This is a genomic window from Pseudomonas sp. S2_B07, assembly GCF_054668435.1.
Map to the genome: position 1 here is coordinate 2,743,909 of NZ_CP162769.1, position 22,276 is coordinate 2,766,184.

Here is a 22,276-nt window from a genome sequence, read left to right on the forward strand (position 1 = left end):
AACCTTATACGTCAGCAGCCGGACCGCCGATCGGTGTTTCCGGACGCTCGTCCTGCACCACCGGAGGTGTCCCGGAAGTACCGGTACCACCTGACCAGTCACGAGGCTCGCGAGGTGCACGACCGGCCATGATGTCATCGATCTGATCAGCATCGATCGTCTCGTACTTCATCAGGGCATCCGCCATGGCATCAAGCTTGTCGCGGTTGTCCGTGAGGATCTGCTTGGCCGTGCCGTAGCACTGATCAATGATGCTGCGCACTTCAGAGTCGATCAGCTTGGCTGTCTCACCAGAGAAGCTCGCACTCTGACCACCGCCGCCGCGACCGAGGAACACTTCGCCCTCTTCTTCGGCATACATCAACGGACCGAGTTTTTCCGACAGGCCCCACTTGGTCACCATGTTCCGCGCAATCTGACTGGCACGCATGATGTCGTTGGACGCACCGGTGGTGACGCCATCGAAGCCCAAGGTCATTTCTTCAGCGATACGGCCACCATAGAGCGAGCAGATCTGGCTGATCAGTGCACGCTTGGACAGGCTGTAACGATCTTCTTCCGGCAGGAACATGGTCACACCCAGCGCACGACCACGCGGAATGATCGAGACCTTGTAGACCGGATCATGCTCTGGCACGACGCGCCCCACGATAGCGTGGCCGGCTTCGTGATAAGCAGTGTTCTGCTTTTCCTTCTCGGACATGACCATCGATTTGCGCTCGGCGCCCATCATGATCTTGTCTTTCGCCAGTTCGAACTCTTTCATTTCGACGATGCGCTTGCCAGCACGTGCGGCGAACAAGGAAGCTTCGTTCACCAGGTTGGCCAGGTCAGCACCGGAGAAACCAGGCGTGCCGCGAGCGATCACCGCTGGAGCAACATCGTCGCCCATTGGCACTTTGCGCATGTGAACTTTAAGAATCTGTTCGCGACCACGAATGTCTGGCAGACCGACCACAACCTGACGGTCAAAACGGCCTGGTCGCAGCAACGCAGGGTCCAAGACGTCCGGACGGTTGGTTGCAGCGATAACGATGATGCCGTCGTTCATTTCGAAGCCGTCCATCTCTACCAGCAACTGGTTGAGAGTCTGCTCGCGTTCATCGTGACCACCGCCCATGCCAGCGCCACGGTGGCGACCAACGGCGTCGATTTCATCGATGAAGATGATGCACGGCGCGTGCTTCTTGGCCTGTTCGAACATATCGCGAACACGGCTGGCACCGACACCGACGAACATCTCAACGAAATCGGAACCGGAGATAGTGAAGAACGGCACTTTCGCTTCGCCGGCAATCGCCTTGGCCAGCAAGGTTTTACCGGTACCCGGAGGACCGACCATCAGCACGCCGCGAGGAATACGACCCCCCAGGCGCTGGAACTTGCCCGGATCACGGAGGAACTCGACCAGTTCGCCGACTTCTTCCTTGGCTTCGTCGCAACCGGCAACGTCAGCCAATGTGGTTTTCACCTGGTCTTCGGAGAGCAGGCGCGCCTTGCTCTTGCCGAAGCTCATCGGCCCGCCCTTGCCGCCTGCACCGCCCTGCATCTGCCGCATGAAGAACATGAACACGGCGATGATCACGAGGATCGGGAAGCTTGCGACCAGGAGTTGAGTCCAGATGCTTTGCTGCTCAGGCTGCTTGCCTTCGACCACGACGTGGTTGTCCACGAGGTCGCCGATCAGACCGTTGTCCTGGATAGCCGGACGAATGGTCTTGAAGCTGTCGCCATCGTTGCGCTTACCGGTAATCACGTAGCCGTCAACCGCTACGCGCTCGACCTTGCCATCCTTGACCTGCTGGATGAAGTCGGAATAGTTGAGGGTCTGCGGCTCGTTAGGGCTGGAGAAGTTGTTCATCACCGTCACCAGGACAGCCGCGATGATCAACCACAGGATCAGATTCTTTGCCATATCGTTCAATTAACTACCCTCTGAAGCAAGCTCCGCTAATGGCGCGCGCTTCGCATGATATTCACCGGCCTAACTTACTACATTACCTACGGCTCTGGCAGGCGCCGTCTGTAACCCTTTGTGAAACACTTTCTACACAATATTCGCTAATGCTCACGGGGCGAAATACGAAAAACCTATCGCCCCGCCAAAAAACCTCGTTTTACTCACTCCGCCCGCGGTAACCCCAAGCCAGCATGTATTGCTCGCGGGAACTGCCTCGAGACGAGTCTGGCTTGATCATCTGGATCTTGTCGAATTTCCGACGAGTATCCTTCAGGTAAACATCAAACCCTTCGCCTTGAAAAATCTTGATCACGAAATTACCACCCGGCTTGAGTATCCGTTCCGCCAAATCAAGCGCCAGCTCGCAAAGGAACATGGCTTTTGGCATGTCCACTTCAGGCGTACCACTCATATTGGGGGCCATATCGGAAATCACAAGGTCCACCTGCGAATTACCCACGGCTTCAAGGATCCGCGCGAGCACTTCGTCCTCGGTGAAGTCACCCTGGATGAAAGTCACGTCCGGAATGCTGTCCATCTCCAGAATGTCCGAGGCGATCAGACGCCCCTCACCACCGATCAGACGGCTAGCCACCTGCGACCACCCCCCGGGCGCTGCACCCAGGTCGACCACGCTCATGCCGGGACGGATCAGCTTGTATTTCTCCTGGACCTCCAGAAGTTTGTAACTCGCACGCGAGCGGTAGCCATCCTTCTGCGCCTGCTTCACATAGGGATCGTTGACATGTCTTTTCAGCCAACCAAGGCTTGTCTTGGAACGCGCCATTGGGCACCTCGATGATAAGGGTCGTGATTAGTTGGGCGGATCCACGAGCCCTCGGGTAAAATGGCCGCCATTTTACAGAATCCAGACGAAAGGGTCAGATTATGCCGCTCACTCAAGAGCAGAAGAAACAGTACAAATCCATTGGCCACCATCTGAAACCAGTTTTGATTGTGGCTGACAACGGTTTGACTGAAGGTGTGTTAGCCGAACTTGAACGCGCTTTGGCGGATCACGAGCTGATTAAAATCAAGCTCAACATCCTCGATCGCGAATCGCGCCTGGCGTCCATTGCAGAACTCTGCAAGGTCGGCAAAGCGGATCTGGTTCAGGTCATCGGCAAGATGGCACTGATTTACCGCAAGAACTTCAGCGTCAACAAGCAGCTGTCGAACGTCCATCGCTTCAAGTGATGACAAGGGTCAAGGGTGTGCTTCGCGCACCCTGCCACTCCATCCCGGCACCGGCTGCAACACCAGCACCAGCCCTGAAAACCCCAGAACCAGATAGCTGAACACCTGCCAACGCACCGCCTCCGGCCAACCAAAGCGCACCACGAAAAACATCGCGCACGCATACAGCGCCATCAGCAGCAGTTGCCCACGAATATCGCGCCACAGACTGGCAAGGCCATCGGCCTGTACCAGCACCAAAGCCTGAAAAATCACACACGCTGCGGCAAATCCCACCACCAGCGCATTCAGCATGCCTGCAATTTCGTCGATCAGCAGCGGCGCCAGACCTATTTGGCCCAGCGCCGGCACCAGACCGATGTGTAACAGCCACAAGCCGCCAACCCACAACATCTGAGTCAGCTGCCAAACCATGGCGCCCGCACGCAGCGGACGCAGGCTTTTAGATGTGGCGGACTTCGACAATCTCGTACTCGATCACGCCACTCGGCGTTTTCACGGCAACCACATCACCCTCTTCCTTGGCAATCAAGGCGCGGGCCAGCGGTGAACCGACGGAAATCTTGCCGAGTTTGAAATCAGCCTCGTCCTCACCCACGATGTGGTAGGTGACGCTTTCATCAGTCTCGACGTTGGCGATTTCAACGGTCGTGCCGAAAATCACTTTGCCAGTGTGAGGAATGGTCGTGACGTCAATGATGACCTGATTCTGAATCCGGCCTTCGATGTCACGAATCCGCGCCTCAACCATCCCTTGCTGCTCACGAGCAGCGTGGTATTCGGCGTTTTCCTTCAAGTCACCCAACTCGCGGGCCGTGCCGATGTCCTGGCTGAGCTTCGGACGAACGACCTTGGTCAGGTGAGCGTGTTCTTCTTCCAGGGCTTTCGCGCCCTGGACGGTCATTGGGTATTTGATCATGCCTTCAATCCTGCGTGTAGATCCTGCAAGCGGCGCACGGTCTTCTCGGGACCGAACTTCAGCGCTTCGCAAATGGCTTCGCCAGCAGCAATAGTCGTGGTGCAGTAGATCTTGTGCTGCAGGGCATTACGACGAATGGAGTACGAGTCGGCAATCGACTGGCGACCCTCGGTGGTGTTGATGATCAGGGTGACTTCGTCATTCTTGATCATGTCGACCACGTGCGGACGACCTTCGGTCACCTTGTTCACACGGCGCACTTTCAGGCCTGCGGCTTCGATCAGCTTGGCAGTACCGGCAGTGGCGACCACTTCGAAACCCAAGTTGATCAGATCACGAGCGACGCCTGCAACCAGTGGCTTGTCGTCGTCGCGAACGCTGATGAACGCGGTACCGCCAGTCGGCAGCACTTCGCTGGCGCCCATCTGGGCCTTGGCGAATGCTTCACCAAAGGTGTCGCCCACGCCCATCACTTCACCGGTGGACTTCATCTCTGGGCCCAGGATCGGGTCCACACCAGGGAATTTGGCGAATGGGAATACCGCCTCTTTCACGCTGTAGAAGTTCGGGATGATTTCTTTGGTGAAACCGATTTCCTTCAGGGTTTTACCGGCCATGACGCGAGCCGCGATCATTGCCAGGGAAACACCAATGCACTTCGATACGAACGGTACGGTACGGGAAGCACGCGGGTTGACTTCGATGACGTAGATGTCTTCGCCTTGCAGCGCCAACTGAACGTTCATCAGGCCGACCACGCCCAGCTCCAGGGCCATTTTCTTGACCTGTTCGCGCATCTCGTCCTGGATGTGGCCAGGCAGCGAGTACGGCGGCAGGGAGCACGCGGAGTCACCGGAGTGAACGCCTGCCTGCTCGATGTGTTGCATGATCGCGCCGATCACCACGTCAGTGCCGTCGCAGACCGCATCCACGTCCATTTCGATGGCGCAGTTGAGGAAGTGGTCGAGCAGCACAGGGCTGTCGTTCGACACTTTCACCGCGTCACGCAGGTAACGCTTCAGCTCTTCTTCTTCGTAAACGATTTCCATCGCACGACCGCCCAGTACATAGGACGGACGAACCACCAGCGGGTAGCCGATCTTGGCAGCAGCACGAATCGCTTCGTCTTCGCTGCGCACGGTGGCGTTTGGCGGCTGACGCAGGTTCAGGCGCTCGACCATTTGCTGGAAACGCTCACGATCTTCGGCGCGGTCGATGGCGTCAGGGCTGGTGCCGATGATTGGCACGCCGGCTTCTTCCAGAGCGCGAGCCAGTTTCAACGGAGTCTGGCCGCCGTATTGGACGATCACGCCTTTGGGCTTCTCGACTCGGCAGATTTCCAGCACGTCTTCCAGGGTCACTGGCTCGAAGTACAGGCGATCGGAGGTGTCGTAATCAGTGGATACGGTTTCCGGGTTGCAGTTGACCATGATGGTCTCGTAACCGTCTTCGCGCAGAGCCAATGCCGCGTGTACGCAGCAGTAGTCGAACTCGATACCCTGGCCGATACGGTTTGGACCGCCGCCGAGGATCATGATCTTGTCGCGGCCCGATGGCGCGGCTTCGCACTCTTCCTCGTAAGTCGAGTACATGTAGGCGGTGTCGGTGGCGAACTCGGCCGCGCAGGTGTCAACGCGCTTGTAGACCGGGTAAACCTCGAGCTTGTGACGGTGGCGACGCAACGCCTTCTCGGTCACGCCCAGCAGCTTGGCCAGACGCATGTCGGAGAAGCCTTTGCGCTTGAGGCGGAACATCACGTCGCGGTCGATGCTGGCCAGACCCAGGGTCTTGACCTTCTCTTCTTCCTTGATCAGATCTTCGATCTGCACCAGGAACCACGGGTCGATCATGTTCATGCCGAAGATGTCTTCGACCGACAGACCGGCGCGGAAGGCATCAGCCACGTACCAGATACGCTCGGCGCCCGGCACGGTCAGTTCGCGCTTGAGCACGCTCATGCTTTCCGGGTTGCTCAGGTCGAGCTTCTCGTCCAGGCCGCAAACGCCCACTTCCAGACCGCGAAGGGCTTTCTGCAGGGATTCCTGGAAGGTCCGGCCGATGGCCATGACTTCACCGACCGACTTCATTTGAGTGGTCAGGCGTGCGTCGGCTTTCGGGAATTTCTCGAAGGCGAAACGTGGCAGCTTGGTCACAACGTAGTCGATGGACGGCTCGAAGGACGCAGGCGTAGCGCCGCCGGTGATTTCGTTCGACAGTTCGTCGAGGGTGTAGCCGATCGCCAGCTTGGCAGCGATACGCGCAATCGGGAAACCAGTGGCTTTCGAGGCCAGCGCTGAAGAGCGGGAAACACGCGGGTTCATCTCGATCACGACCATACGGCCAGTGTCCGGGCAGATGCCGAACTGAACGTTAGAGCCGCCGGTTTCCACGCCGATCTCACGCAGTACCGCCAACGAGGCGTTACGCATGATCTGGTATTCCTTGTCCGTCAAGGTCTGTGCTGGCGCAACAGTGATCGAGTCACCAGTGTGCACGCCCATCGGGTCAAAGTTTTCGATGGAGCAGACGATGATGCAGTTGTCCTTCTTATCGCGGACAACCTCCATCTCGTACTCTTTCCAGCCGATCAGGGATTCGTCGATCAGCAGCTCTTTGGTTGGCGACAGGTCCAGACCACGGGCGCAGATTTCTTCGAATTCTTCACGGTTGTAAGCAATACCGCCACCGGTGCCACCCATGGTGAAGGACGGACGGATGATGCACGGGAAGCCCAGGCGTTCGAGAACGGCGTTGGCTTCTTCCATGCTGTGGGCGATACCCGAACGCGGGCAGTCCAGGCCGATGGATTTCATCGCCTTATCGAAGCGCGAACGGTCTTCAGCCTTGTCGATGGTGTCCGCGTTGGCGCCGATCATCTCTACGCCGAACTTCTCCAGAACGCCTTCGCGCTCCAGGTCCAGTGCACAGTTCAGAGCGGTCTGGCCACCCATGGTTGGCAGCAGCGCGTCCGGACGCTCTTTCTCGATGATCTTGGCAACGGTCTGCCATTTGATCGGCTCGATGTAGGTGGCGTCGGCCATGTCCGGGTCGGTCATGATGGTCGCCGGGTTGGAGTTCACCAGGATGACGCGGTAACCCTCTTCGCGCAGGGCTTTACAGGCCTGGGCGCCGGAGTAGTCGAATTCGCAGGCCTGGCCGATAACGATCGGGCCAGCGCCGAGAATCAGGATGCTTTTAATGTCTGTACGTTTTGGCATGGGTTTGTCACTCAAATCCGCAGGTCAGTCGGCAAGCCGTCTTGTTCAATCTTTGAAGCCTTGAGGGGGCCGCCGGTGTCGGGACCGCCCTCAAACCTTGCACCATCAAGGCGAGCGATCAGCGTCGCTTGGCCATCTCGTTGATGAAGCGATCGAACAATGGCGCTACGTCGTTCGGGCCAGGGCTGGCTTCCGGGTGACCCTGGAAGCTGAAGGCGCTCTTGTCAGTACGCTCGATGCCTTGCAGGGTGCCGTCGAACAGCGATTTGTGGGTCGCGCGAACGTTGGCCGGCAGGGTCGCTTCGTCTACGGCAAAACCGTGGTTCTGGCTGGTGATCATCACCACACCGCTGTCCAGATCCTGGACCGGGTGGTTGGCACCGTGGTGGCCATGGCCCATTTTCAGGGTTTTGGCGCCGGAGGCCAGAGCCAGCAGTTGGTGACCGAGGCAGATGCCGAACACCGGGATCTCGGTTTCGAGCACGTCCTTGATCGCCTGGATCGCGTAGTCGCATGGCTCCGGATCACCAGGGCCGTTGGACAGGAACACGCCGTCCGGCTTCATTGCCAGCACATCGGCAGCAGGCGTTTGTGCAGGTACCACGGTCACGCGGCAACCGCGCGCGACCAGCATGCGCAGGATGTTCAGCTTGACGCCGTAGTCGTAGGCGACCACGTGGTACGGCAGCTCGGCAGCGTCGATGGTTGCGTGGCTGTCGGTTTTCAGATCCCAGACAGTCGAGCGCCATTCGTACTGTTCTTTAGTGCTGACGACTTTTGCCAGGTCCATGCCTTTCAGGCCAGGGAAACCCTGTGCGGCGGCGATGGCGGCGGCTTCAGAAATGTTGTCACCGGCCATGATGCAGCCGTTCTGTGCGCCTTTCTCACGCAGAATGCGCGTCAGGCGGCGGGTGTCGATACCGGCGATAGCCACAACGTTGTTGGCTTTCAGGTAGTCAGACAGGGACATCGTGTTACGCCAGTTGCTCGCAACCAGTGGCAGGTCACGAATGACCAGGCCAGCAGACCAGACGCGGTCAGACTCGGCATCTTCCGGCGTGGTGCCGGTGTTGCCGATGTGCGGGTAGGTCAGGGTAACGATCTGTTGGGCGTAGGAAGGATCGGTAAGGATTTCCTGATAGCCGGTCATTGCGGTGTTAAACACCACCTCACCAACGGTTTGACCGTCGGCTCCAATGGCTTCGCCGCGAAAAATGCTGCCATCAGCAAGGGCGAGTATGGCTGGCTTAGTCAAGAAGACCTCCCGTAAATAAAGCCTGAAAGGGCGATCGCAGGTTGTAAAAAAGCGGAGTGACGTATGGACACGTCACCCCGCTTCTTCACCGAATAATTCTGCGCGCTTTTAGTGGACACACTAAAGCTGTAGCTTACAGAAAAAGGCCTTTTTGGTCTACCGCCAATGAGCCCGAAAGGCTGGAGAATGCGACAGGACGTCGCTTGGCAGTGTAAAACCGGGCTCAAACGCTGGGTCTGAGCCCGATTTCGGGTGCATCTTAACGCAAATCAAGCACGTCTTGCATGTCGTAAAGACCCGGCTCACGACCATCGAGCCACAACGCAGCCCGCACCGCCCCCTTGGCGAAGGTCATGCGGCTGGACGCTTTATGGGTGATTTCCAGACGCTCACCTTCGCAGGCGAACAGCACCGTGTGATCACCGACCACATCACCGCCACGAACCGTGGCAAAGCCGATCGTTTCACGCTCACGCGCGCCGGTATGCCCTTCGCGACCATAGACCGCAACCTTCTGCAGATCACGATCCAGGGCACTGGCAATCACTTCACCCATGCGCAACGCGGTGCCTGAAGGCGCATCAATCTTGTGCCGGTGATGCGCTTCGATGATTTCGATGTCCGCGTCATCACCCAGCACGCGCGCCGCCATGTCGAGCAACTTCAGCGACAGGTTGACACCGACACTGAAATTGGCCGCGAACACGATAGGAATGTCTTTGCCCGCTTCGGTCAGCAACTGCTTCTGCGCAGCCTCCAGCCCCGTCGTGCCGATGACCATGGCTTTGCCGGCCTTGCGACAGAACGCGAGGTTTTTCAGCATGACTTCCGGCAGCGTAAAGTCGATCAACACATCGAACTCATCAGCGACCGACTCCAAATTGCCGGACAACGGCACGCCGATGCGGCCCAGCGAGGCCAGCTCGCCAGCATCCACACCAATCAGTGTGCTGCCGGGGCGCACGATGGCCGCCGTCAGACCGGTCAGCGGCGCACGCTGTTGCACGGCCTCGACCAGAATCTTGCCCATGCGCCCGGCAGCGCCCATCACAGCTATACGTCGCATGCCGACTCCTTACAAATCGCCGAAGAAGCGCTTCACGCCTTCAAACCAACCGGTGGTTTTCGGCGAATGGCTGTTGTCGTCCGCCAAAGAGCTGCGGAATTCTTCCAGCAGTTCACGCTGACGACGACCCAGGTTGACCGGGGTTTCAACCGCCACGCGGCACATCAGGTCACCGGCACCGCCGCCACGCACTGGCGCAACGCCTTTGCCGCGAACGCGGAACTGCTTGCCGGTCTGGGTCCCCTCAGGGATTTTCAGTTTGACTCGACCATCAAGGGTCGGAATCTCCAGCTCTCCGCCCAACGCCGCATCGACAAAACTGATCGGCACTTCGCAGAACAGGTGCTTGCCGTCACGCTGGAAGATCGCGTGCTCGCGCACATTGATCACCACGTACAGGTCGCCCGTCGGGCCACCCTGAGCGCCCGCCTCGCCTTCGCCAGACAGGCGAATGCGGTCACCGGTATCGACACCGGCCGGCACTTTGACGGAAAGGGTTTTGTACTCTTCGACGCGGCCTTCGCCGTTGCAGGAGTTGCACGGGTCGGAAATGATCTTGCCTTGGCCATGGCAACGCGGGCAGGTTTGCTGCACCGAGAAGAAGCCTTGCTGCATACGGACCTGGCCGATACCGCCGCACGTCGGGCAAGTGACTGGCGAGGAGCCTTTCTTGGCACCCGAACCCTCGCACGGCTTGCAGTTAACCAGCGTCGGAACACGGATATTCACGGTGGTACCGCGCACCGCTTCTTCCAGGTTCAGTTCCAGGGTGTAACGCAGGTCGCTGCCGCGCTGGGCGCCGCCACGGGAACCGCCGCGACCACCACCGAAGAAGTCACTGAAGACATCGCCAAAGATGTCGGAGAAGTTCTGACCGCCAAAACCGGCACCGCCGCCGCCCATGCTTGGGTCGACACCGGCATGACCATATTGGTCGTAGGCCGCGCGCTTGCTGGAGTCGGACAGTACTTCGTAGGCCTCGTTGGCCTCCTTGAACATCTCTTCCGACGTTTTGTCATCGGGATTACGGTCCGGGTGATGCTTCATCGCCAGGCGGCGGTAGGCCTTCTTCAGGTCTGCTTCGCTTGAGCCACGCTCAACACCCAATACTTCGTAATAGTCACGCTTTGCCATATGTCTTTGCACTCTTGAGGACGTTCGGCAAACCTCTCCTGAGCCTTGCCAAACTCGTTGAGCCCCAATACAGGCCCGGACCCAACTCACGTCAATTCAACGATCCTGGTCTTTGATTCATTGCGGTACTTTCGGCTCGAAAAGCAGGAGCATTCCCGGCCATACCAACAACACACGAGCGTTGTCGCATGCTGTAAAAATTCGCGTATTCCAGACACGCCAACGCGGGAGCAAGCTCCCGCGCGGCGACATCCTACCAGTCACCGCCTAAAGGCAGTCAACCGGGCGACCAACAACTTACTTGTGGTCTTTGACTTCTTCGAACTCGGCATCGACAACGTCGTCAGCCTTTTCAGCTTTTTCGTCTTGCGGTGCCGCGCCTTCAGCAGGCTGGGCCTGTTCGGCGTACATCTTCTGCGCCACTGGAGCAGAGACTTTCGACAGCTCTTCAACTTTGGCTTCGATTGCAGCTTTGTCGTCGCCTTTGACGGCGGCTTCCAGAGCAACAACAGCGGCTTCGATTGCAGTCTTCTCTTCGGCAGTCACTTTATCGCCAGCGTCAGCGACCATTTTGCGCGTCGAGTGAACCAGTGCATCGCCCTGGTTGCGAGCGGTCGCCAGCTCTTCGAACTGACGGTCTGCGTCGGCGTTGGTTTCAGCATCGCGAATCATCTGCTGAATTTCTTCCTCGGACAGACCGGAGTTGGCCTTGATCACGATCGACTGAGTCTTGCCGGTGGCCTTGTCTTTGGCGCCTACGTGCAGAATGCCGTTGGCGTCGATGTCGAAGGTCACTTCAATTTGTGGCACGCCACGTGGTGCTGGCGGAATCTCGGCCAGGTCGAACTTGCCCAAGGACTTGTTCTGGGCCGCTTGCTTACGCTCACCTTGCAGCACGTGAATGGTCACAGCGCCCTGGTTGTCATCGGCAGTCGAGAATACTTGCGATTTCTTGGTAGGAATCGTGGTGTTTTTCTCGATCAGCGCGGTCATCACGCCACCCATGGTTTCGATACCCAGGGTCAGCGGGCTAACGTCCAGCAGCAGAACGTCTTTAACGTCGCCAGCCAATACCGCGCCCTGGATAGCAGCACCCATGGCCACCGCTTCGTCCGGGTTCACGTCTTTACGAGCTTCTTTACCGAAGAACTCGGTTACCAGCTTCTGAACCAGTGGCATACGGGTCTGACCGCCGACCAGGATCACGTCGTTGATCGCGCCAACGTCAATACCGGAGTCTTTCAGCGCGATGCGGCAAGGTTCGATGGTGCGCTGAACCAGGTCTTCAACCAGTGCTTCCAACTTGGCGCGAGAAATCTTCACGTTCAAGTGCTTCGGACCGGTGGCGTCTGCAGTGATGTACGGCAGGTTCACGTCGGTCGACAGCGCGGAGGACAGCTCGATCTTGGCTTTTTCAGCGGCTTCTTTCAGGCGCTGCATCGCCAGCGGGTCACCTTTGAGGTTCATGCCGCTTTCTTTCTTGAATTCGTCGACGAGGTAGTCGATCAGACGAATGTCAAAGTCTTCACCACCCAGGAACGTGTCGCCGTTGGTGGCCAATACTTCGAACTGGTGCTCGCCATCAACTTCAGCGATCTCGATCACGGAAACGTCGAAAGTACCGCCGCCCAAGTCGTAAACGATCACGGTGTGATCGCCTTTCGCCTTGTCCATACCGTAAGCCAGAGCGGCTGCGGTGGGTTCGTTGATGATACGTTTTACGTCCAGGCCCGCGATGCGGCCGGCGTCTTTGGTGGCTTGACGCTGGCTGTCGTTGAAGTAGGCCGGAACGGTGATCACCGCTTCAGTCACTGGCTCGCCGAGGTAGTCTTCGGCGGTCTTCTTCATTTTCTTCAGAATTTCAGCCGAGATTTGTGGCGGCGACATTTTCTGGCCGTTCACTTCTACCCACGCGTCGCCGTTGTCGGCCTTGGCGATTTTGTACGGGACCATCTTGATGTCTTTCTGTACGACTTCTTCGTCGAACTTACGACCGATCAGACGCTTCACCGCATACAGGGTGTTATGCGGATTGGTCACAGCCTGACGCTTGGCCGATTGGCCAACCAGAATTTCGCCATCGTTGGCGTAAGCGATGATCGACGGCGTAGTACGCGCGCCTTCAGCGTTTTCAATAACTTTGGCTACGCCGTTTTCCAGCACGGAGACGCAGGAGTTGGTAGTCCCCAGGTCGATACCGATAATTTTGCCCATGTTCACTCTCCCGAAACTTTGGATTTGGATGCCGCAGCAGTGGTGGCTAACTGCGGTAGCACTTAAACGCTTGACTTATAAATGGGGGCCTTGCGGCCAATTTCAAGCCTGCTCGTCAATCGAAGGCGAAACTGGTGCCGGGGCTTTGCTGACCACGACCATGGCCGGGCGCAGCAGGCGACCATTGAGCTGATAGCCCTTCTGGAACACCTTGAGCACGCTATTTGGCTCGACATCAGCGCTTTCCTGCATGGCCATGGCCTGATGCTGAACAGCGTTGAACGGTTCGCCATGCGGATCGATCGCTTCCAGCTGATAGCGTTTCAGGGTGTCCTGGAACATTTTCAGGGTCAGCTCGATGCCTTCGCGCATTGGGCGGATGCTTTCGTCGTCCGGGTTGGACAACTCCAGACCACGCTCCAGGCTGTCGATGATCGGCAGCAAATCGCCTGCAAACTTTTCGAGGGCGAATTTGTGCGCTTTTTCTACATCCTGCTCAGCGCGACGGCGGACGTTCTGCAGATCGGCGGCAACACGCAAAGCCTGATCCTGCGCGCCTGCCAGTTGCTCTTCGAGCACTTGTACACGAGCCGCCAGGTCATCACCCGAAGCCGTGGAGCCCTGGTTGGCGTCTTGATTTTGCGTATCCACTGTCTGTTCGTCAGCCATAGATTTCTCCTTTCAATATCGTCCGTGAGCTCAACTCACGCTTCTGTCCCGGTATATGGGGCCGCAAAAATCAGCTTCAAGGGGCTCGTTGCGATTAACCCTACAAAAAGCGCTGCATTGCAATTACCCGACGCACCACGCATTTCGTCAGACCGAGCAAATCGAGCTAAGCGAGGGCATTGTCAGGCGCAAATAAAACACTGTATAAATAACCAGACCTAAAGCCTGGGAGCGGCCTTTATGCTGGTGCACCTGTCCGTACATAACTACGCCATCGTTGAACACCTCGATCTCGAACTCGATCGCGGGATGAGCGTGATCACCGGGGAAACCGGTGCCGGCAAGTCGATCATGCTCGACGCCCTGGGCCTGACCCTGGGTGATCGCGCCGACAGTGGAGTAGTCCGCCCCGGCGCAGACAAGGCCGACATCCTGGCGACCTTCGACCTGGTCGATATCCCGGAAGCCAGCGCCTGGCTCGCCGAGCGCGACCTTGAAAGCGATGGCCCGTGCATCCTGCGCCGGGTGATCACCGCCGAAGGCCGCTCCCGTGGCTATATCAACGGCACGCCCTGCCCGCTCGGCGACCTCAAGGCCCTGGGCGAGCTGCTGATCGATATCCACAGCCAGCATGAGCACCAATCGCTGCTCAAGACCGACACCCATCGCCGACTGCTCGATGAATACGCCGGGGCCACGGACCTTGCACGCCAAGTGCAGTTGGCCGCTCAACGGTGGCGCCAGACCCGCCAGGAACTGGAGCGCCTTTCCAACTCCGGCGACGAGCAACGCGGCCGCCATCAATTGCTCAGCTATCAGCTTGAAGAGCTGGAGAACCTTGGGCTCGGCGAAAACGAGCTGGAACAACTTGAGCAGGAACACAAGAACCTGACCAACGCCGAAACCCTGCTGGGCATCTGCCGGCAAGTGGTCGAGCAGTGCAGCGAAAGTGATTCTGGCAATGTCCTCAATGCCCTCACCGCAAGCCTCAATCGCCTCTCAAGCGTCAACAACTCGATCGGCGCCTTGGGCGAGGCCAGCAGCCTGCTGACCAGCGCACAGATTCAGGTAGAAGAAGCGGTAGGCGAACTGAACCGCTTCCTCGACAACTTCGACGCCGACCCGGCGCGCCTGCAATACCTGGAAGAACGCCTCGATGCGATCTACACCATGGCGCGCAAACACCGCATCCAGCCGACCGAGGTCGCGGAGATGCAGCAGCGACTGCTGGATGAAATCGAAACCCTGAATGCCAACGATGAATCCATCGAACGGCTGAGCGATGAACTGGCCTCTTATGCCCGTCATTATCAGGAGAAGGCGCGCGAGCTGAGTGACTTGCGCCATCAAGCGTCGAGCAGCCTGGCCAGCGCCGTTGAGCAGGAGATCCAGCGACTGGGCATGCCCGGCGGTCGTTTCACCATCGAGTTGCGCCCCAACAGCAGTGATGAGCTGCTGCCCAATGGCCTCGAACAGGTCGAACTGCTGGTGAGCGCCAACCCCGGCCAACCATTAAAAGCCTTGGCCAAAGTGGCTTCGGGCGGTGAGCTGTCGCGGATCAGCCTGGCGATTCAGGTGATCACCGCACAGACCTCTCGTGTCCCGACACTGGTATTCGACGAAGTAGACGTGGGCATTGGCGGCCCGACCGCCGAGATCGTAGGTCAGTTGTTACGGCGCCTCGGAGAGCGTGGGCAAGTGCTGACCGTCACTCACTTGCCGCAAGTAGCCGCTCAGGGTCACCAACATTTATTCGTGCACAAGGTACGGGGCGAAGAGGCGACCCACACCGCCGTCTCCAAGCTGAGCAAAAATGATCGCGTCGAAGAAGTGGCGCGGATGCTGGGCGGCATCGACCTGACCAAGGAATCCCTGGCCCACGCGAAAAAGATGGTCGTCACCGCAAAGATTTAAGATCGGCAGACAGCACGAAGGCGACCCTGGGGTCGCCTTCGTTCGTTTCGCGAATGTGAAATTCGCGCGACATGCTTACTTTTTCTTGCGTACGTACAGCACCAGATTGTGATCAACCATCTCGAAACCATACTTGTCGACGATGGCTTTCTGAAGGCGCTCGATTTCTTCGTCGAAGAATTCGATCACTTCGCTGGTCTCGACGTTGACCATATGGTCGTGATGCTTGCCGTCATCCAGTTCGAAGACCGCATGGCCTCCGTCGAAGTTGTGCCGCACCACAAGGCCAGCCGCCTCGAACTGAGTCAGTACACGGTAAACCGTGGCCAGACCGACGTCCTCACCAGCCTCCATCAGTGCCTTGTAAACATCTTCGGCACTCATGTGGCGCTGCTCGGCGGAATCGAGCATTTGCAGAATTTTGACCCGTGGAAGGGTCACTTTGAGGCCGGCTTTGCGTAGTTCGCTATTTTCAACCATGGTCAGCTTTCTCGCGATGCTGCTTCGCAGCTTCTCTTAATGCGGGTATGATCGGCGTTTACGTTGTCCCAGCCAAGATAGTGGAAGTCGCCCACCGATGCAAAACACCAAGCTCTTGCTAACCAGTTTCACCTTTGTGGGACTGCTCGCACTCGCCGGTTGTTCATTCCCCGGGGTTTACAAAATCGACATCCAGCAGGGCAATGTCGTCACGCAGGACATGATAGACCAGTTACGCCCGGGAATGACCCGCAAGCAAGTACGGTTTATCATGGGTAACCCTCTGCTGACCGACACGTTCCATGCCGATCGCTGGGATTATCTGTACAGCCTGCAACCGGGTGGCGGTGAACGCCAACAGGAACGCATCAGCGTTATCTTCAACCCAAATGACCAGCTTGTCAGCCTCTCTGGTGATTTCATGCCAGGCGTGAGCCGCGACGAAGCCATTCTCGGCAAGGACAGCGGCACGCAAGTCGCTGCACCAGCAGAAAACGCCGAGAAGCCAAAACCGGAAAAACCGGTCAAGCCAGGTTCGTTGCTGGACCAGATCCAGAAGGACGTCGACGGTGTAGAAACCGTTCCAGTCCCGACGCCAACACCGCTGGACACTTCGCCGCAATAATTTGCGACGCAATAAAAAACCCGGAATCTCCGGGTTTTTTATTGCCTGGCGTTTAGTGAATCACTGATTCCGCGCTTTGGCCTCGGCTGCCTTGGCGGCACGCAAGCGACGAACCTCCTTGGGATCCACCAGCAATGGCCGGTAAATCTCGATCCGATCACCCGCATGAACCGGATGCACATCGGGGTCGACAATGACCTTGCCGAATATACCCACCGGGCAAGTGCCCAGATCCAGCTCCGGAAACTGCGCACCTACCGCTGATTTGCGCAACGCCTCGCGCACCGACGCGCCGTCAGGCACAGCGACCGTCAGCAATACCTGACGATCAGCCGCGGCATACACCACTTCGACCTCAATCACCGACTCAACCATGAATCTGCTTGGCGCGCTGACAGAACGCGTCCACCAGCGTGTTGGCCGCCTGATTGAACAACGGCCCCAACGTCGCGCGAACAATCGGTCCGGCATAGTCGAACGACAGATCCAGACTGATTTTGCAGGCCTTATCCGTCAGCGGCTTGAACACCCAGATACCGTGCAACTGAGTGAAAGGCCCCTCTTCAAGGTTCATCTCGATCGACTGCCCGGGCACCAACGTGTTCCGAGTAACGAAATGCTGGCTCAAACCGCCTTTGGCCACCCCGACGCTGGCGCGCATGTGCTCCGGCGAGCTTTCCAGGACCTCGGCTGCCGAACACCACGGCAAAAACTCGGGATAACGCGCTACGTCGTTGACCAGGTCATACAGCGCCTGCGCCGGGTACGGCAGCAGGGCCGAGCGTTGAATATGCGTCGTCATGTCAGCGTCACTTCCACAGCTGGGCGGCAAACACTACAAGAATGCCGATGGGCGCCACATAGCGCATCAAGAACAGGGACAGGCCAAACAGTATCGGGCTGCGGATCGACAACTCGTCGCGCACCGCTTCACGCCCCATGATCCAGCCTGCAAACACCACGAAACACAAACCGCCGAGTGGCAACATGATCCGCGAGGTGAAAAAGTCGATCACACCAAAGAAGTCCAGGCCGCCGGCCGCGCCCCATTGGTAGAGGTGGAACATCCCGCCTTCGTTCACGAAAAACTTGGCTTGCTTCCAGATATTGAAGGAAAACACGGTGCCCAGACCAACGAACCAGCAGGTAAACGCCAGCCAGAACGTGACCCAGGCGCGGCTGACCTTGGTGCGTTCAACCAGATACGCGACCATCGGCTCGAGCAGCGAAATCGCCGAACTCCAGGCTGCAACCGCGACCAGCACGAAGAACACTACGCCCATCAACTGGCCAAACACTACGTTACCAAAGGCAAAAGGCAGGCTGACGAACATCAGACCAGGGCCTTCGCTCGGGTTCAGGCCCGCAGCGAACACAATCGGAAACAATGCCAGACCGGCCACCAGCGAAACGAACGTATCGAGCAGTGCCACGCCAACCACGGTGCCGGAAATCGACGAGTTCTTCGGCATATAAGCGCCGTAGATCATGATCGAACCAACGCCCACGCTCAGCGAGAAGAACGCATGGCCCATGGCGGGCAGCAAGCCGTCGAGGACTTTTTCCGGGTGGAAGTCGAACATGAAATGCACGCCCTCCATGAAATGCCCGGTGGTCATGCTGTAACCCAGCAGCACGATGATCATCACAAACAGCAGCGGCATCATGATCCGCAAGCTGCGCTCAAGCCCGGCGACCACGCCTTTGGCGATCACCACGGCAGACAGCAGCATGAAAATCGTGTGCCAAAGTGTCAGGCGCCACGGGTCGGCGATCACATTGCCGAAGTACGCGCCGACTTGGTCAGGCGTCACACCCTGGAAGTCACCACGGCCCATGTCGATGATGTAATCCAGCGACCAGCCGCCGACCACACTATAGAAAGACAGGATCAGCAACGCCGTGATCATCCCGGCGAAGGCGCCCCAGGACCACTTGCCCGAATGCCCCGCCTCCAGCGCCAGCACCTTCAAGGCATTGGCCGGACTTTGCCGGGCACGACGGCCGATCAGGGTTTCGGCCAGCATGACCGGTACGCCGATCAGCGCGATACAGGCCAGGAACATCAGCACGAAAGCGCCGCCGCCGTAGACGCCAACCATGTACGGGAATTTCCAGATACTACCCAGGCCCACGGCCGAACCGGTCGCGGCGAGTATGAAGACCCAGCGGCTAGCCCAACTGCCGTGGACAGAAACCTTGTCTGTCGACATCGTTATCACGCCCAAGCGTTCAAAAAAGAGGCCGCATTGTCCGGGATTCAATCAACCTGCTCAAGCACGTAGCGATACCGTAGCCGACTTGCTTGCAACTCCCTATAATGCCGCCCCTATGGCTAAACAGAAGAAACACCCAACAGGGACCATCGCGCAAAACAAAAAGGCGCGACACGATTACTTCATCGAGCATAAGTTCGAGGCTGGTCTGGTCCTGGCCGGCTGGGAAGTAAAAAGTCTGCGGGCAAGCAAGCTGCAACTGGTCGACAGTTACGTGCTGCTCAAGGATGGCGAAGCCTGGCTGCTTGGCAGCCACATCACGCCGCTGATGACGGCCAGCACGCACGTCATCGCTGATCCGACCCGTACCCGCAAATTGCTGCTCAACCGCCGCGAGCTGGAAAAGCTGGCGGCCGCGGTGCAGCAAAAAGGCTATGCCTGCGTGTGCCTGTCCTGGTACTGGAGCAAGCACATGGTCAAGTGCGAGATCGCACTGGGCAAGGGCAAGAAGGAATACGACAAGCGTGATACCGAACGCGAACGCGACGCCGGTCGTGAACTGGCCCGTGCGGTGCGCAACAAGGGCAAGGAAGATTAACTTCCTACCCTGATCATTCCCACGCTCTGCGTGGGAATGATCGTTTGCTGACTACATCCCCTTGCGCCGCTCCGCCCGAGCCATGCGCTGCACTTCCTGACGCACCTCTTCCAGCACTTCCTGCACATACAAAATATGGCGACTGGAAACTTCCCGCGCCTGCTCCGCCCGCCCTTCGATAATCGCCATGTACAACTCCCGATGCTGCGTGATCAGCATGTCGCGGGTTTCCGTGCGCTGCTTGTACATGCCGCCAATGTTGGTCACCACGTTGCGCTTGAGCAGGTCGAACAACCCGCGAATCGTGTGCAGCAGCACCGCGTTATGACTGGCTTCCGCAATGGCCAGGTGGAAACTGGCGTCCGCCGCGCCCTCTTCGGCCCGACTCACGTCGTCATGACGCGAATAACAGTCCTGGAGCACCTCAAACGCTGCCGTCAGCCGCTCGCGATCGACATCGGTGGCGCGCAAAGCCGCGTAATAAGCGCATGACGCTTCCAGGGTATGACGAAATTCCAGCAGATCGCGCTGCGCCTCGGGGTTGTTTTCCAGCAGATGCAGCAATGGATCGCTGAAGGTCGACCCCAGCGAATCGACGACATAATTGCCACCGCCCTGACGACTGACCAGCAAGCCCTTGGCTGCCAGTTTCTGAATCGCCTCGCGCAACGAAGGGCGTGACACGCCGAACTGCTCGGCCAGTGCACGTTCGGCCGGCAAGCGCTCACCGGACTTCAGCGTGCCTTCAAGGATCATCCCCTCGAGCCGCTCGACAATATCGTCAGACAAACGGCGCTGACGTATCTGATCAAACCCCATAACTCACTTCTCCACGATCCCGACCGCTCGCCGGGCTCTCTATTCTGGCCTATTGGCGCGGCGTCAGCACCTGCCAGGAAGACGCTCGATCAAGCCGGTCAGCGGCATTACACACGGCGTATTCGACAAAAGTTTTAGGGCGGCAAATTGACACACCGCACAGAAGGCTTTTACCCTAGCCAACAGCGATTGTAAATTGGTATTACCAATTAACCAAGAACGCTGCCCAGTGCCTGACCAACAACAATTAGGGGCCACCCCATATGCAAACCTGGCAACAGCTCTACACCCCGCTCGGCAGTCTCGGCATCTCAGCCCTCGCGGCCGTCATCCCTATCGTATTTTTCTTCCTGGCGTTGGCGGTGTTCCGCCTCAAAGGCCATGTGGCCGGCAGCATCACCTTGGCGTTGTCGATTGCCGTGGCGATCTTTGCCTTCCAGATGCCGGTCGACATGGCGTTCGCCGCCGCCGGTTATGGCTTCGCCTATGGTCTGTGGCCCATTGCCTGGATCATCGTGGCGGCTGTGTTCCTGTACAAACTGACGGTCAAGAGCGGTCAGTTCGAAGTGATCCGCAGCTCGGTACTGTCGATCACCGACGACCAGCGCTTGCAGGTGTTGCTGATCGGGTTCTGCTTCGGTGCATTCCTCGAAGGCGCTGCCGGTTTCGGTGCGCCGGTGGCGATTACCGCTGCCCTGCTCGTCGGCCTGGGCTTCAATCCGCTGTACGCGGCCGGCCTGTGCCTGATCGCCAACACCGCGCCCGTCGCATTCGGCGCCTTGGGGATCCCGATCATCGTGGCCGGGCAAGTGACCGGTATCGACGCGTTCAAGATCGGCGCCATGACCGGTCGCCAGCTGCCGCTGCTGTCGCTGTTCGTGCCGTTCTGGCTGGTGTTCATGATGGACGGCATGCGCGGCGTGAAGGAAACCTGGCCTGCCGCGCTGGTGGCCGGCTTGAGCTTCGCCATCACCCAATACTTCACATCCAACTTCATTGGCCCGGAACTGCCGGACATCACCTCGGCCCTGGTCAGCCTGATTTCCCTGACCCTGTTCCTGAAAGTCTGGCAGCCGAAACGCGCCGCCGGCCAACATATTGCCGGTGCCGTCTCGGCGTCCGTGGTGACCGCCAGCGTCGGTGGTTTCGGTCAACCGCGCACCACCGTGGCCTCGCCGTATAGCCTCGGTGAAATCTTCAAAGCCTGGTCGCCATTCCTGATCCTCACCGTACTCGTCACCATCTGGACCCTGAAGCCGTTCAAGGCGATGTTCGCGGCCGGCGGTTCGATGTACAGCTGGGTGTTCAACTTCGCCATCCCGCACCTGGATCAAATGGTGATCAAGGTGGCACCGATCGTGGCGGCCCCGACGGCCATCCCGGCAGTGTTCAAGCTCGACCCGATTTCCGCGACCGGCACGGCGATTTTCTTCTCTGCGCTGATCTCGATGCTGGTGCTGAAGATCAATTTCAAAACTGGTCTGACCACTTTTAAAGAGACCTTCTACGAACTGCGCTGGCCGATCCTGTCCATCGGCATGGTGCTGGCGTTCGCCTTCGTCACCAACTACTCCGGCATGTCGTCGACCATGGCGCTGGTGTTGGCAGCGACGGGCGCAGCGTTCCCGTTCTTCTCGCCGTTCCTCGGCTGGCTGGGCGTGTTCCTGACCGGTTCCGACACCTCGTCCAACGCCCTGTTCAGTTCGTTGCAAGCGACCACCGCACACCAGATCGGTGTCAGCGATGTGTTGCTGGTGGCGGCAAACACCAGCGGCGGCGTGACCGGCAAGATGATCTCGCCACAATCGATCGCCGTGGCCTGCGCCGCAACCGGCTTGGTGGGCAAGGAATCGGATCTGTTCCGCTTCACCCTCAAGCACAGCCTATTCTTTGCAACGATAGTCGGCTTGATCACCCTGGCTCAGGCCTATTGGTTCACCGGCATGCTGGTGCACTAAGTACTACAGGTTAAAACGCAAAAACCGACGCCGG

The 22,276-nt window shown here is 58.4% G+C and carries 20 protein-coding genes; 5 read left to right on the forward strand and 15 right to left on the reverse strand.

Features of this window, described 5'->3' with window-relative positions; translation table 11 throughout:
• Nucleotides 1–4: 4 nt before the first annotated feature.
• Nucleotides 5–1,915 (reverse strand): ATP-dependent zinc metalloprotease FtsH, encoded by a 1,911-nt coding sequence (gene ftsH, locus AB4N43_RS12740; RefSeq protein WP_032833566.1) that lies wholly within the window; start codon nt 1,913–1,915, stop codon nt 5–7.
• A gap of 202 nt (nt 1,916–2,117) precedes the next feature.
• Nucleotides 2,118–2,747, reverse strand: coding sequence for a 23S rRNA (uridine(2552)-2'-O)-methyltransferase RlmE (gene rlmE / locus AB4N43_RS12745; protein ID WP_059181637.1), 630 nt, complete (start codon nt 2,745–2,747; stop codon nt 2,118–2,120).
• Between the two features lie 101 nt (nt 2,748–2,848).
• Between rlmE and AB4N43_RS12750 the strand changes: the two genes are divergently transcribed.
• Nucleotides 2,849–3,157, forward strand: coding sequence for a YhbY family RNA-binding protein (locus AB4N43_RS12750; RefSeq protein WP_007942889.1), 309 nt, complete (start codon nt 2,849–2,851; stop codon nt 3,155–3,157).
• A gap of 9 nt (nt 3,158–3,166) precedes the next feature.
• Here the strand turns inward: AB4N43_RS12750 and AB4N43_RS12755 are convergent, their stop codons facing one another.
• The 8 genes from AB4N43_RS12755 to grpE form a co-directional block, all read right to left on the reverse strand.
• Nucleotides 3,167–3,571 carry a hypothetical protein gene (locus AB4N43_RS12755; RefSeq protein WP_027924457.1) on the reverse strand — a complete coding sequence of 135 codons (405 nt, stop codon included), beginning with the start codon at nt 3,569–3,571 and terminating at the stop codon, nt 3,167–3,169.
• Between the two features lie 28 nt (nt 3,572–3,599).
• Nucleotides 3,600–4,076: a transcription elongation factor GreA gene (gene greA / locus AB4N43_RS12760; RefSeq protein WP_027924456.1), complete on the reverse strand. Its 477-nt coding sequence runs from the start codon at nt 4,074–4,076 to the stop codon at nt 3,600–3,602.
• Nucleotides 4,073–7,294, reverse strand: coding sequence for a carbamoyl-phosphate synthase large subunit (gene carB / locus AB4N43_RS12765; protein ID WP_027924455.1), 3,222 nt, complete (start codon nt 7,292–7,294; stop codon nt 4,073–4,075). The genes greA and carB overlap by 4 nt, the downstream gene beginning before the upstream one ends.
• A gap of 118 nt (nt 7,295–7,412) precedes the next feature.
• On the reverse strand, nt 7,413–8,549 hold the full coding sequence (carA, locus tag AB4N43_RS12770) for a glutamine-hydrolyzing carbamoyl-phosphate synthase small subunit (RefSeq protein WP_027924454.1): 1,137 nt from the start codon (nt 8,547–8,549) through the stop codon (nt 7,413–7,415).
• 259 nt (nt 8,550–8,808) lie between these two features.
• Nucleotides 8,809–9,615: a 4-hydroxy-tetrahydrodipicolinate reductase gene (gene dapB / locus AB4N43_RS12775; protein WP_194940820.1), complete on the reverse strand. Its 807-nt coding sequence runs from the start codon at nt 9,613–9,615 to the stop codon at nt 8,809–8,811.
• Between the two features lie 9 nt (nt 9,616–9,624).
• On the reverse strand, nt 9,625–10,749 hold the full coding sequence (gene dnaJ / locus AB4N43_RS12780) for a molecular chaperone DnaJ (RefSeq protein ID WP_027924452.1): 1,125 nt from the start codon (nt 10,747–10,749) through the stop codon (nt 9,625–9,627).
• A gap of 297 nt (nt 10,750–11,046) precedes the next feature.
• Nucleotides 11,047–12,963 (reverse strand): molecular chaperone DnaK, encoded by a 1,917-nt coding sequence (dnaK, locus tag AB4N43_RS12785; protein ID WP_027924451.1) that lies wholly within the window; start codon nt 12,961–12,963, stop codon nt 11,047–11,049.
• A gap of 102 nt (nt 12,964–13,065) precedes the next feature.
• Complete coding sequence (grpE, locus tag AB4N43_RS12790; RefSeq protein ID WP_194940821.1) at nt 13,066–13,632, reverse strand: nucleotide exchange factor GrpE; 567 nt, start codon at nt 13,630–13,632, stop codon at nt 13,066–13,068.
• 240 nt (nt 13,633–13,872) lie between these two features.
• Between grpE and recN the strand changes: the two genes are divergently transcribed.
• Nucleotides 13,873–15,546: a DNA repair protein RecN gene (recN, locus tag AB4N43_RS12795; RefSeq protein ID WP_460154110.1), complete on the forward strand. Its 1,674-nt coding sequence runs from the start codon at nt 13,873–13,875 to the stop codon at nt 15,544–15,546.
• 75 nt (nt 15,547–15,621) lie between these two features.
• Here the strand turns inward: recN and fur are convergent, their stop codons facing one another.
• The gene (fur, locus tag AB4N43_RS12800) at nt 15,622–16,026 is read right to left on the reverse strand and encodes a ferric iron uptake transcriptional regulator (protein ID WP_003197684.1); all 405 of its coding nucleotides are present in this window, start codon (nt 16,024–16,026) and stop codon (nt 15,622–15,624) included.
• Between the two features lie 97 nt (nt 16,027–16,123).
• Between fur and AB4N43_RS12805 the strand changes: the two genes are divergently transcribed.
• Nucleotides 16,124–16,651, forward strand: a complete 528-nt coding sequence (locus AB4N43_RS12805; protein WP_027924448.1) for an outer membrane protein assembly factor BamE — start codon at nt 16,124–16,126, stop codon at nt 16,649–16,651.
• 60 nt (nt 16,652–16,711) lie between these two features.
• On the opposite strand, the gene AB4N43_RS12810 is transcribed toward AB4N43_RS12805, so the two are convergent.
• The 3 genes from AB4N43_RS12810 to AB4N43_RS12820 are packed head-to-tail and all read right to left on the reverse strand — an operon-like array spanning nt 16,712 to nt 18,864.
• On the reverse strand, nt 16,712–17,026 hold the full coding sequence (locus tag AB4N43_RS12810; protein WP_027924447.1) for an RnfH family protein: 315 nt from the start codon (nt 17,024–17,026) through the stop codon (nt 16,712–16,714).
• Nucleotides 17,019–17,453: a type II toxin-antitoxin system RatA family toxin gene (locus AB4N43_RS12815; protein ID WP_027924446.1), complete on the reverse strand. Its 435-nt coding sequence runs from the start codon at nt 17,451–17,453 to the stop codon at nt 17,019–17,021. Before AB4N43_RS12815 ends, AB4N43_RS12810 begins: the two co-directional genes overlap by 8 nt.
• Nucleotides 17,454–17,460: 7 nt before the next feature.
• Complete coding sequence (locus AB4N43_RS12820) at nt 17,461–18,864, reverse strand: sodium-dependent transporter (protein ID WP_027924445.1); 1,404 nt, start codon at nt 18,862–18,864, stop codon at nt 17,461–17,463.
• 118 nt (nt 18,865–18,982) lie between these two features.
• Here AB4N43_RS12820 and smpB point away from each other — a divergent pair, with 118 nt between their 5' ends.
• Nucleotides 18,983–19,465 carry an SsrA-binding protein SmpB gene (gene smpB / locus AB4N43_RS12825; protein ID WP_027924444.1) on the forward strand — a complete coding sequence of 161 codons (483 nt, stop codon included), beginning with the start codon at nt 18,983–18,985 and terminating at the stop codon, nt 19,463–19,465.
• Nucleotides 19,466–19,516: 51 nt separating this feature from the next.
• Here the strand turns inward: smpB and AB4N43_RS12830 are convergent, their stop codons facing one another.
• Nucleotides 19,517–20,284, reverse strand: a complete 768-nt coding sequence (locus AB4N43_RS12830; RefSeq protein WP_027924443.1) for a GntR family transcriptional regulator — start codon at nt 20,282–20,284, stop codon at nt 19,517–19,519.
• Between the two features lie 263 nt (nt 20,285–20,547).
• Here AB4N43_RS12830 and AB4N43_RS12835 point away from each other — a divergent pair, with 263 nt between their 5' ends.
• Nucleotides 20,548–22,242, forward strand: coding sequence for a lactate permease LctP family transporter (locus AB4N43_RS12835; RefSeq protein WP_027924442.1), 1,695 nt, complete (start codon nt 20,548–20,550; stop codon nt 22,240–22,242).
• The last annotated feature ends 34 nt before the right edge of the window (nt 22,243–22,276 follow it).

Excerpts from the sequence above, each read along its gene's own strand:
- AB4N43_RS12830 (WP_027924443.1), bottom strand. The coding sequence starts at position 20,284 with ATGGGGTTTGATCAGATACGTCAGCGCCGTTTGTCTGACGATATTGTC.
- rlmE (WP_059181637.1), bottom strand. The coding sequence starts at position 2,747 with ATGGCGCGTTCCAAGACAAGCCTTGGTTGGCTGAAAAGACATGTCAAC.
- AB4N43_RS12810 (WP_027924447.1), bottom strand. The coding sequence starts at position 17,026 with ATGGTTGAGTCGGTGATTGAGGTCGAAGTGGTGTATGCCGCGGCTGAT.
- AB4N43_RS12750 (WP_007942889.1), top strand. The coding sequence starts at position 2,849 with ATGCCGCTCACTCAAGAGCAGAAGAAACAGTACAAATCCATTGGCCAC.
- AB4N43_RS12820 (WP_027924445.1), bottom strand. The coding sequence starts at position 18,864 with ATGTCGACAGACAAGGTTTCTGTCCACGGCAGTTGGGCTAGCCGCTGG.
- smpB (WP_027924444.1), top strand. The coding sequence starts at position 18,983 with ATGGCTAAACAGAAGAAACACCCAACAGGGACCATCGCGCAAAACAAA.
- carB (WP_027924455.1), bottom strand. The coding sequence starts at position 7,294 with ATGCCAAAACGTACAGACATTAAAAGCATCCTGATTCTCGGCGCTGGC.
- AB4N43_RS12815 (WP_027924446.1), bottom strand. The coding sequence starts at position 17,453 with ATGACGACGCATATTCAACGCTCGGCCCTGCTGCCGTACCCGGCGCAG.
- dnaK (WP_027924451.1), bottom strand. The coding sequence starts at position 12,963 with ATGGGCAAAATTATCGGTATCGACCTGGGGACTACCAACTCCTGCGTC.
- grpE (WP_194940821.1), bottom strand. The coding sequence starts at position 13,632 with ATGGCTGACGAACAGACAGTGGATACGCAAAATCAAGACGCCAACCAG.
- fur (WP_003197684.1), bottom strand. The coding sequence starts at position 16,026 with ATGGTTGAAAATAGCGAACTACGCAAAGCCGGCCTCAAAGTGACCCTT.
- dnaJ (WP_027924452.1), bottom strand. The coding sequence starts at position 10,749 with ATGGCAAAGCGTGACTATTACGAAGTATTGGGTGTTGAGCGTGGCTCA.
- AB4N43_RS12805 (WP_027924448.1), top strand. The coding sequence starts at position 16,124 with ATGCAAAACACCAAGCTCTTGCTAACCAGTTTCACCTTTGTGGGACTG.
- AB4N43_RS12835 (WP_027924442.1), top strand. The coding sequence starts at position 20,548 with ATGCAAACCTGGCAACAGCTCTACACCCCGCTCGGCAGTCTCGGCATC.
- greA (WP_027924456.1), bottom strand. The coding sequence starts at position 4,076 with ATGATCAAATACCCAATGACCGTCCAGGGCGCGAAAGCCCTGGAAGAA.
- dapB (WP_194940820.1), bottom strand. The coding sequence starts at position 9,615 with ATGCGACGTATAGCTGTGATGGGCGCTGCCGGGCGCATGGGCAAGATT.
- ftsH (WP_032833566.1), bottom strand. The coding sequence starts at position 1,915 with ATGGCAAAGAATCTGATCCTGTGGTTGATCATCGCGGCTGTCCTGGTG.
- recN (WP_460154110.1), top strand. The coding sequence starts at position 13,873 with ATGCTGGTGCACCTGTCCGTACATAACTACGCCATCGTTGAACACCTC.
- AB4N43_RS12755 (WP_027924457.1), bottom strand. The coding sequence starts at position 3,571 with ATGGTTTGGCAGCTGACTCAGATGTTGTGGGTTGGCGGCTTGTGGCTG.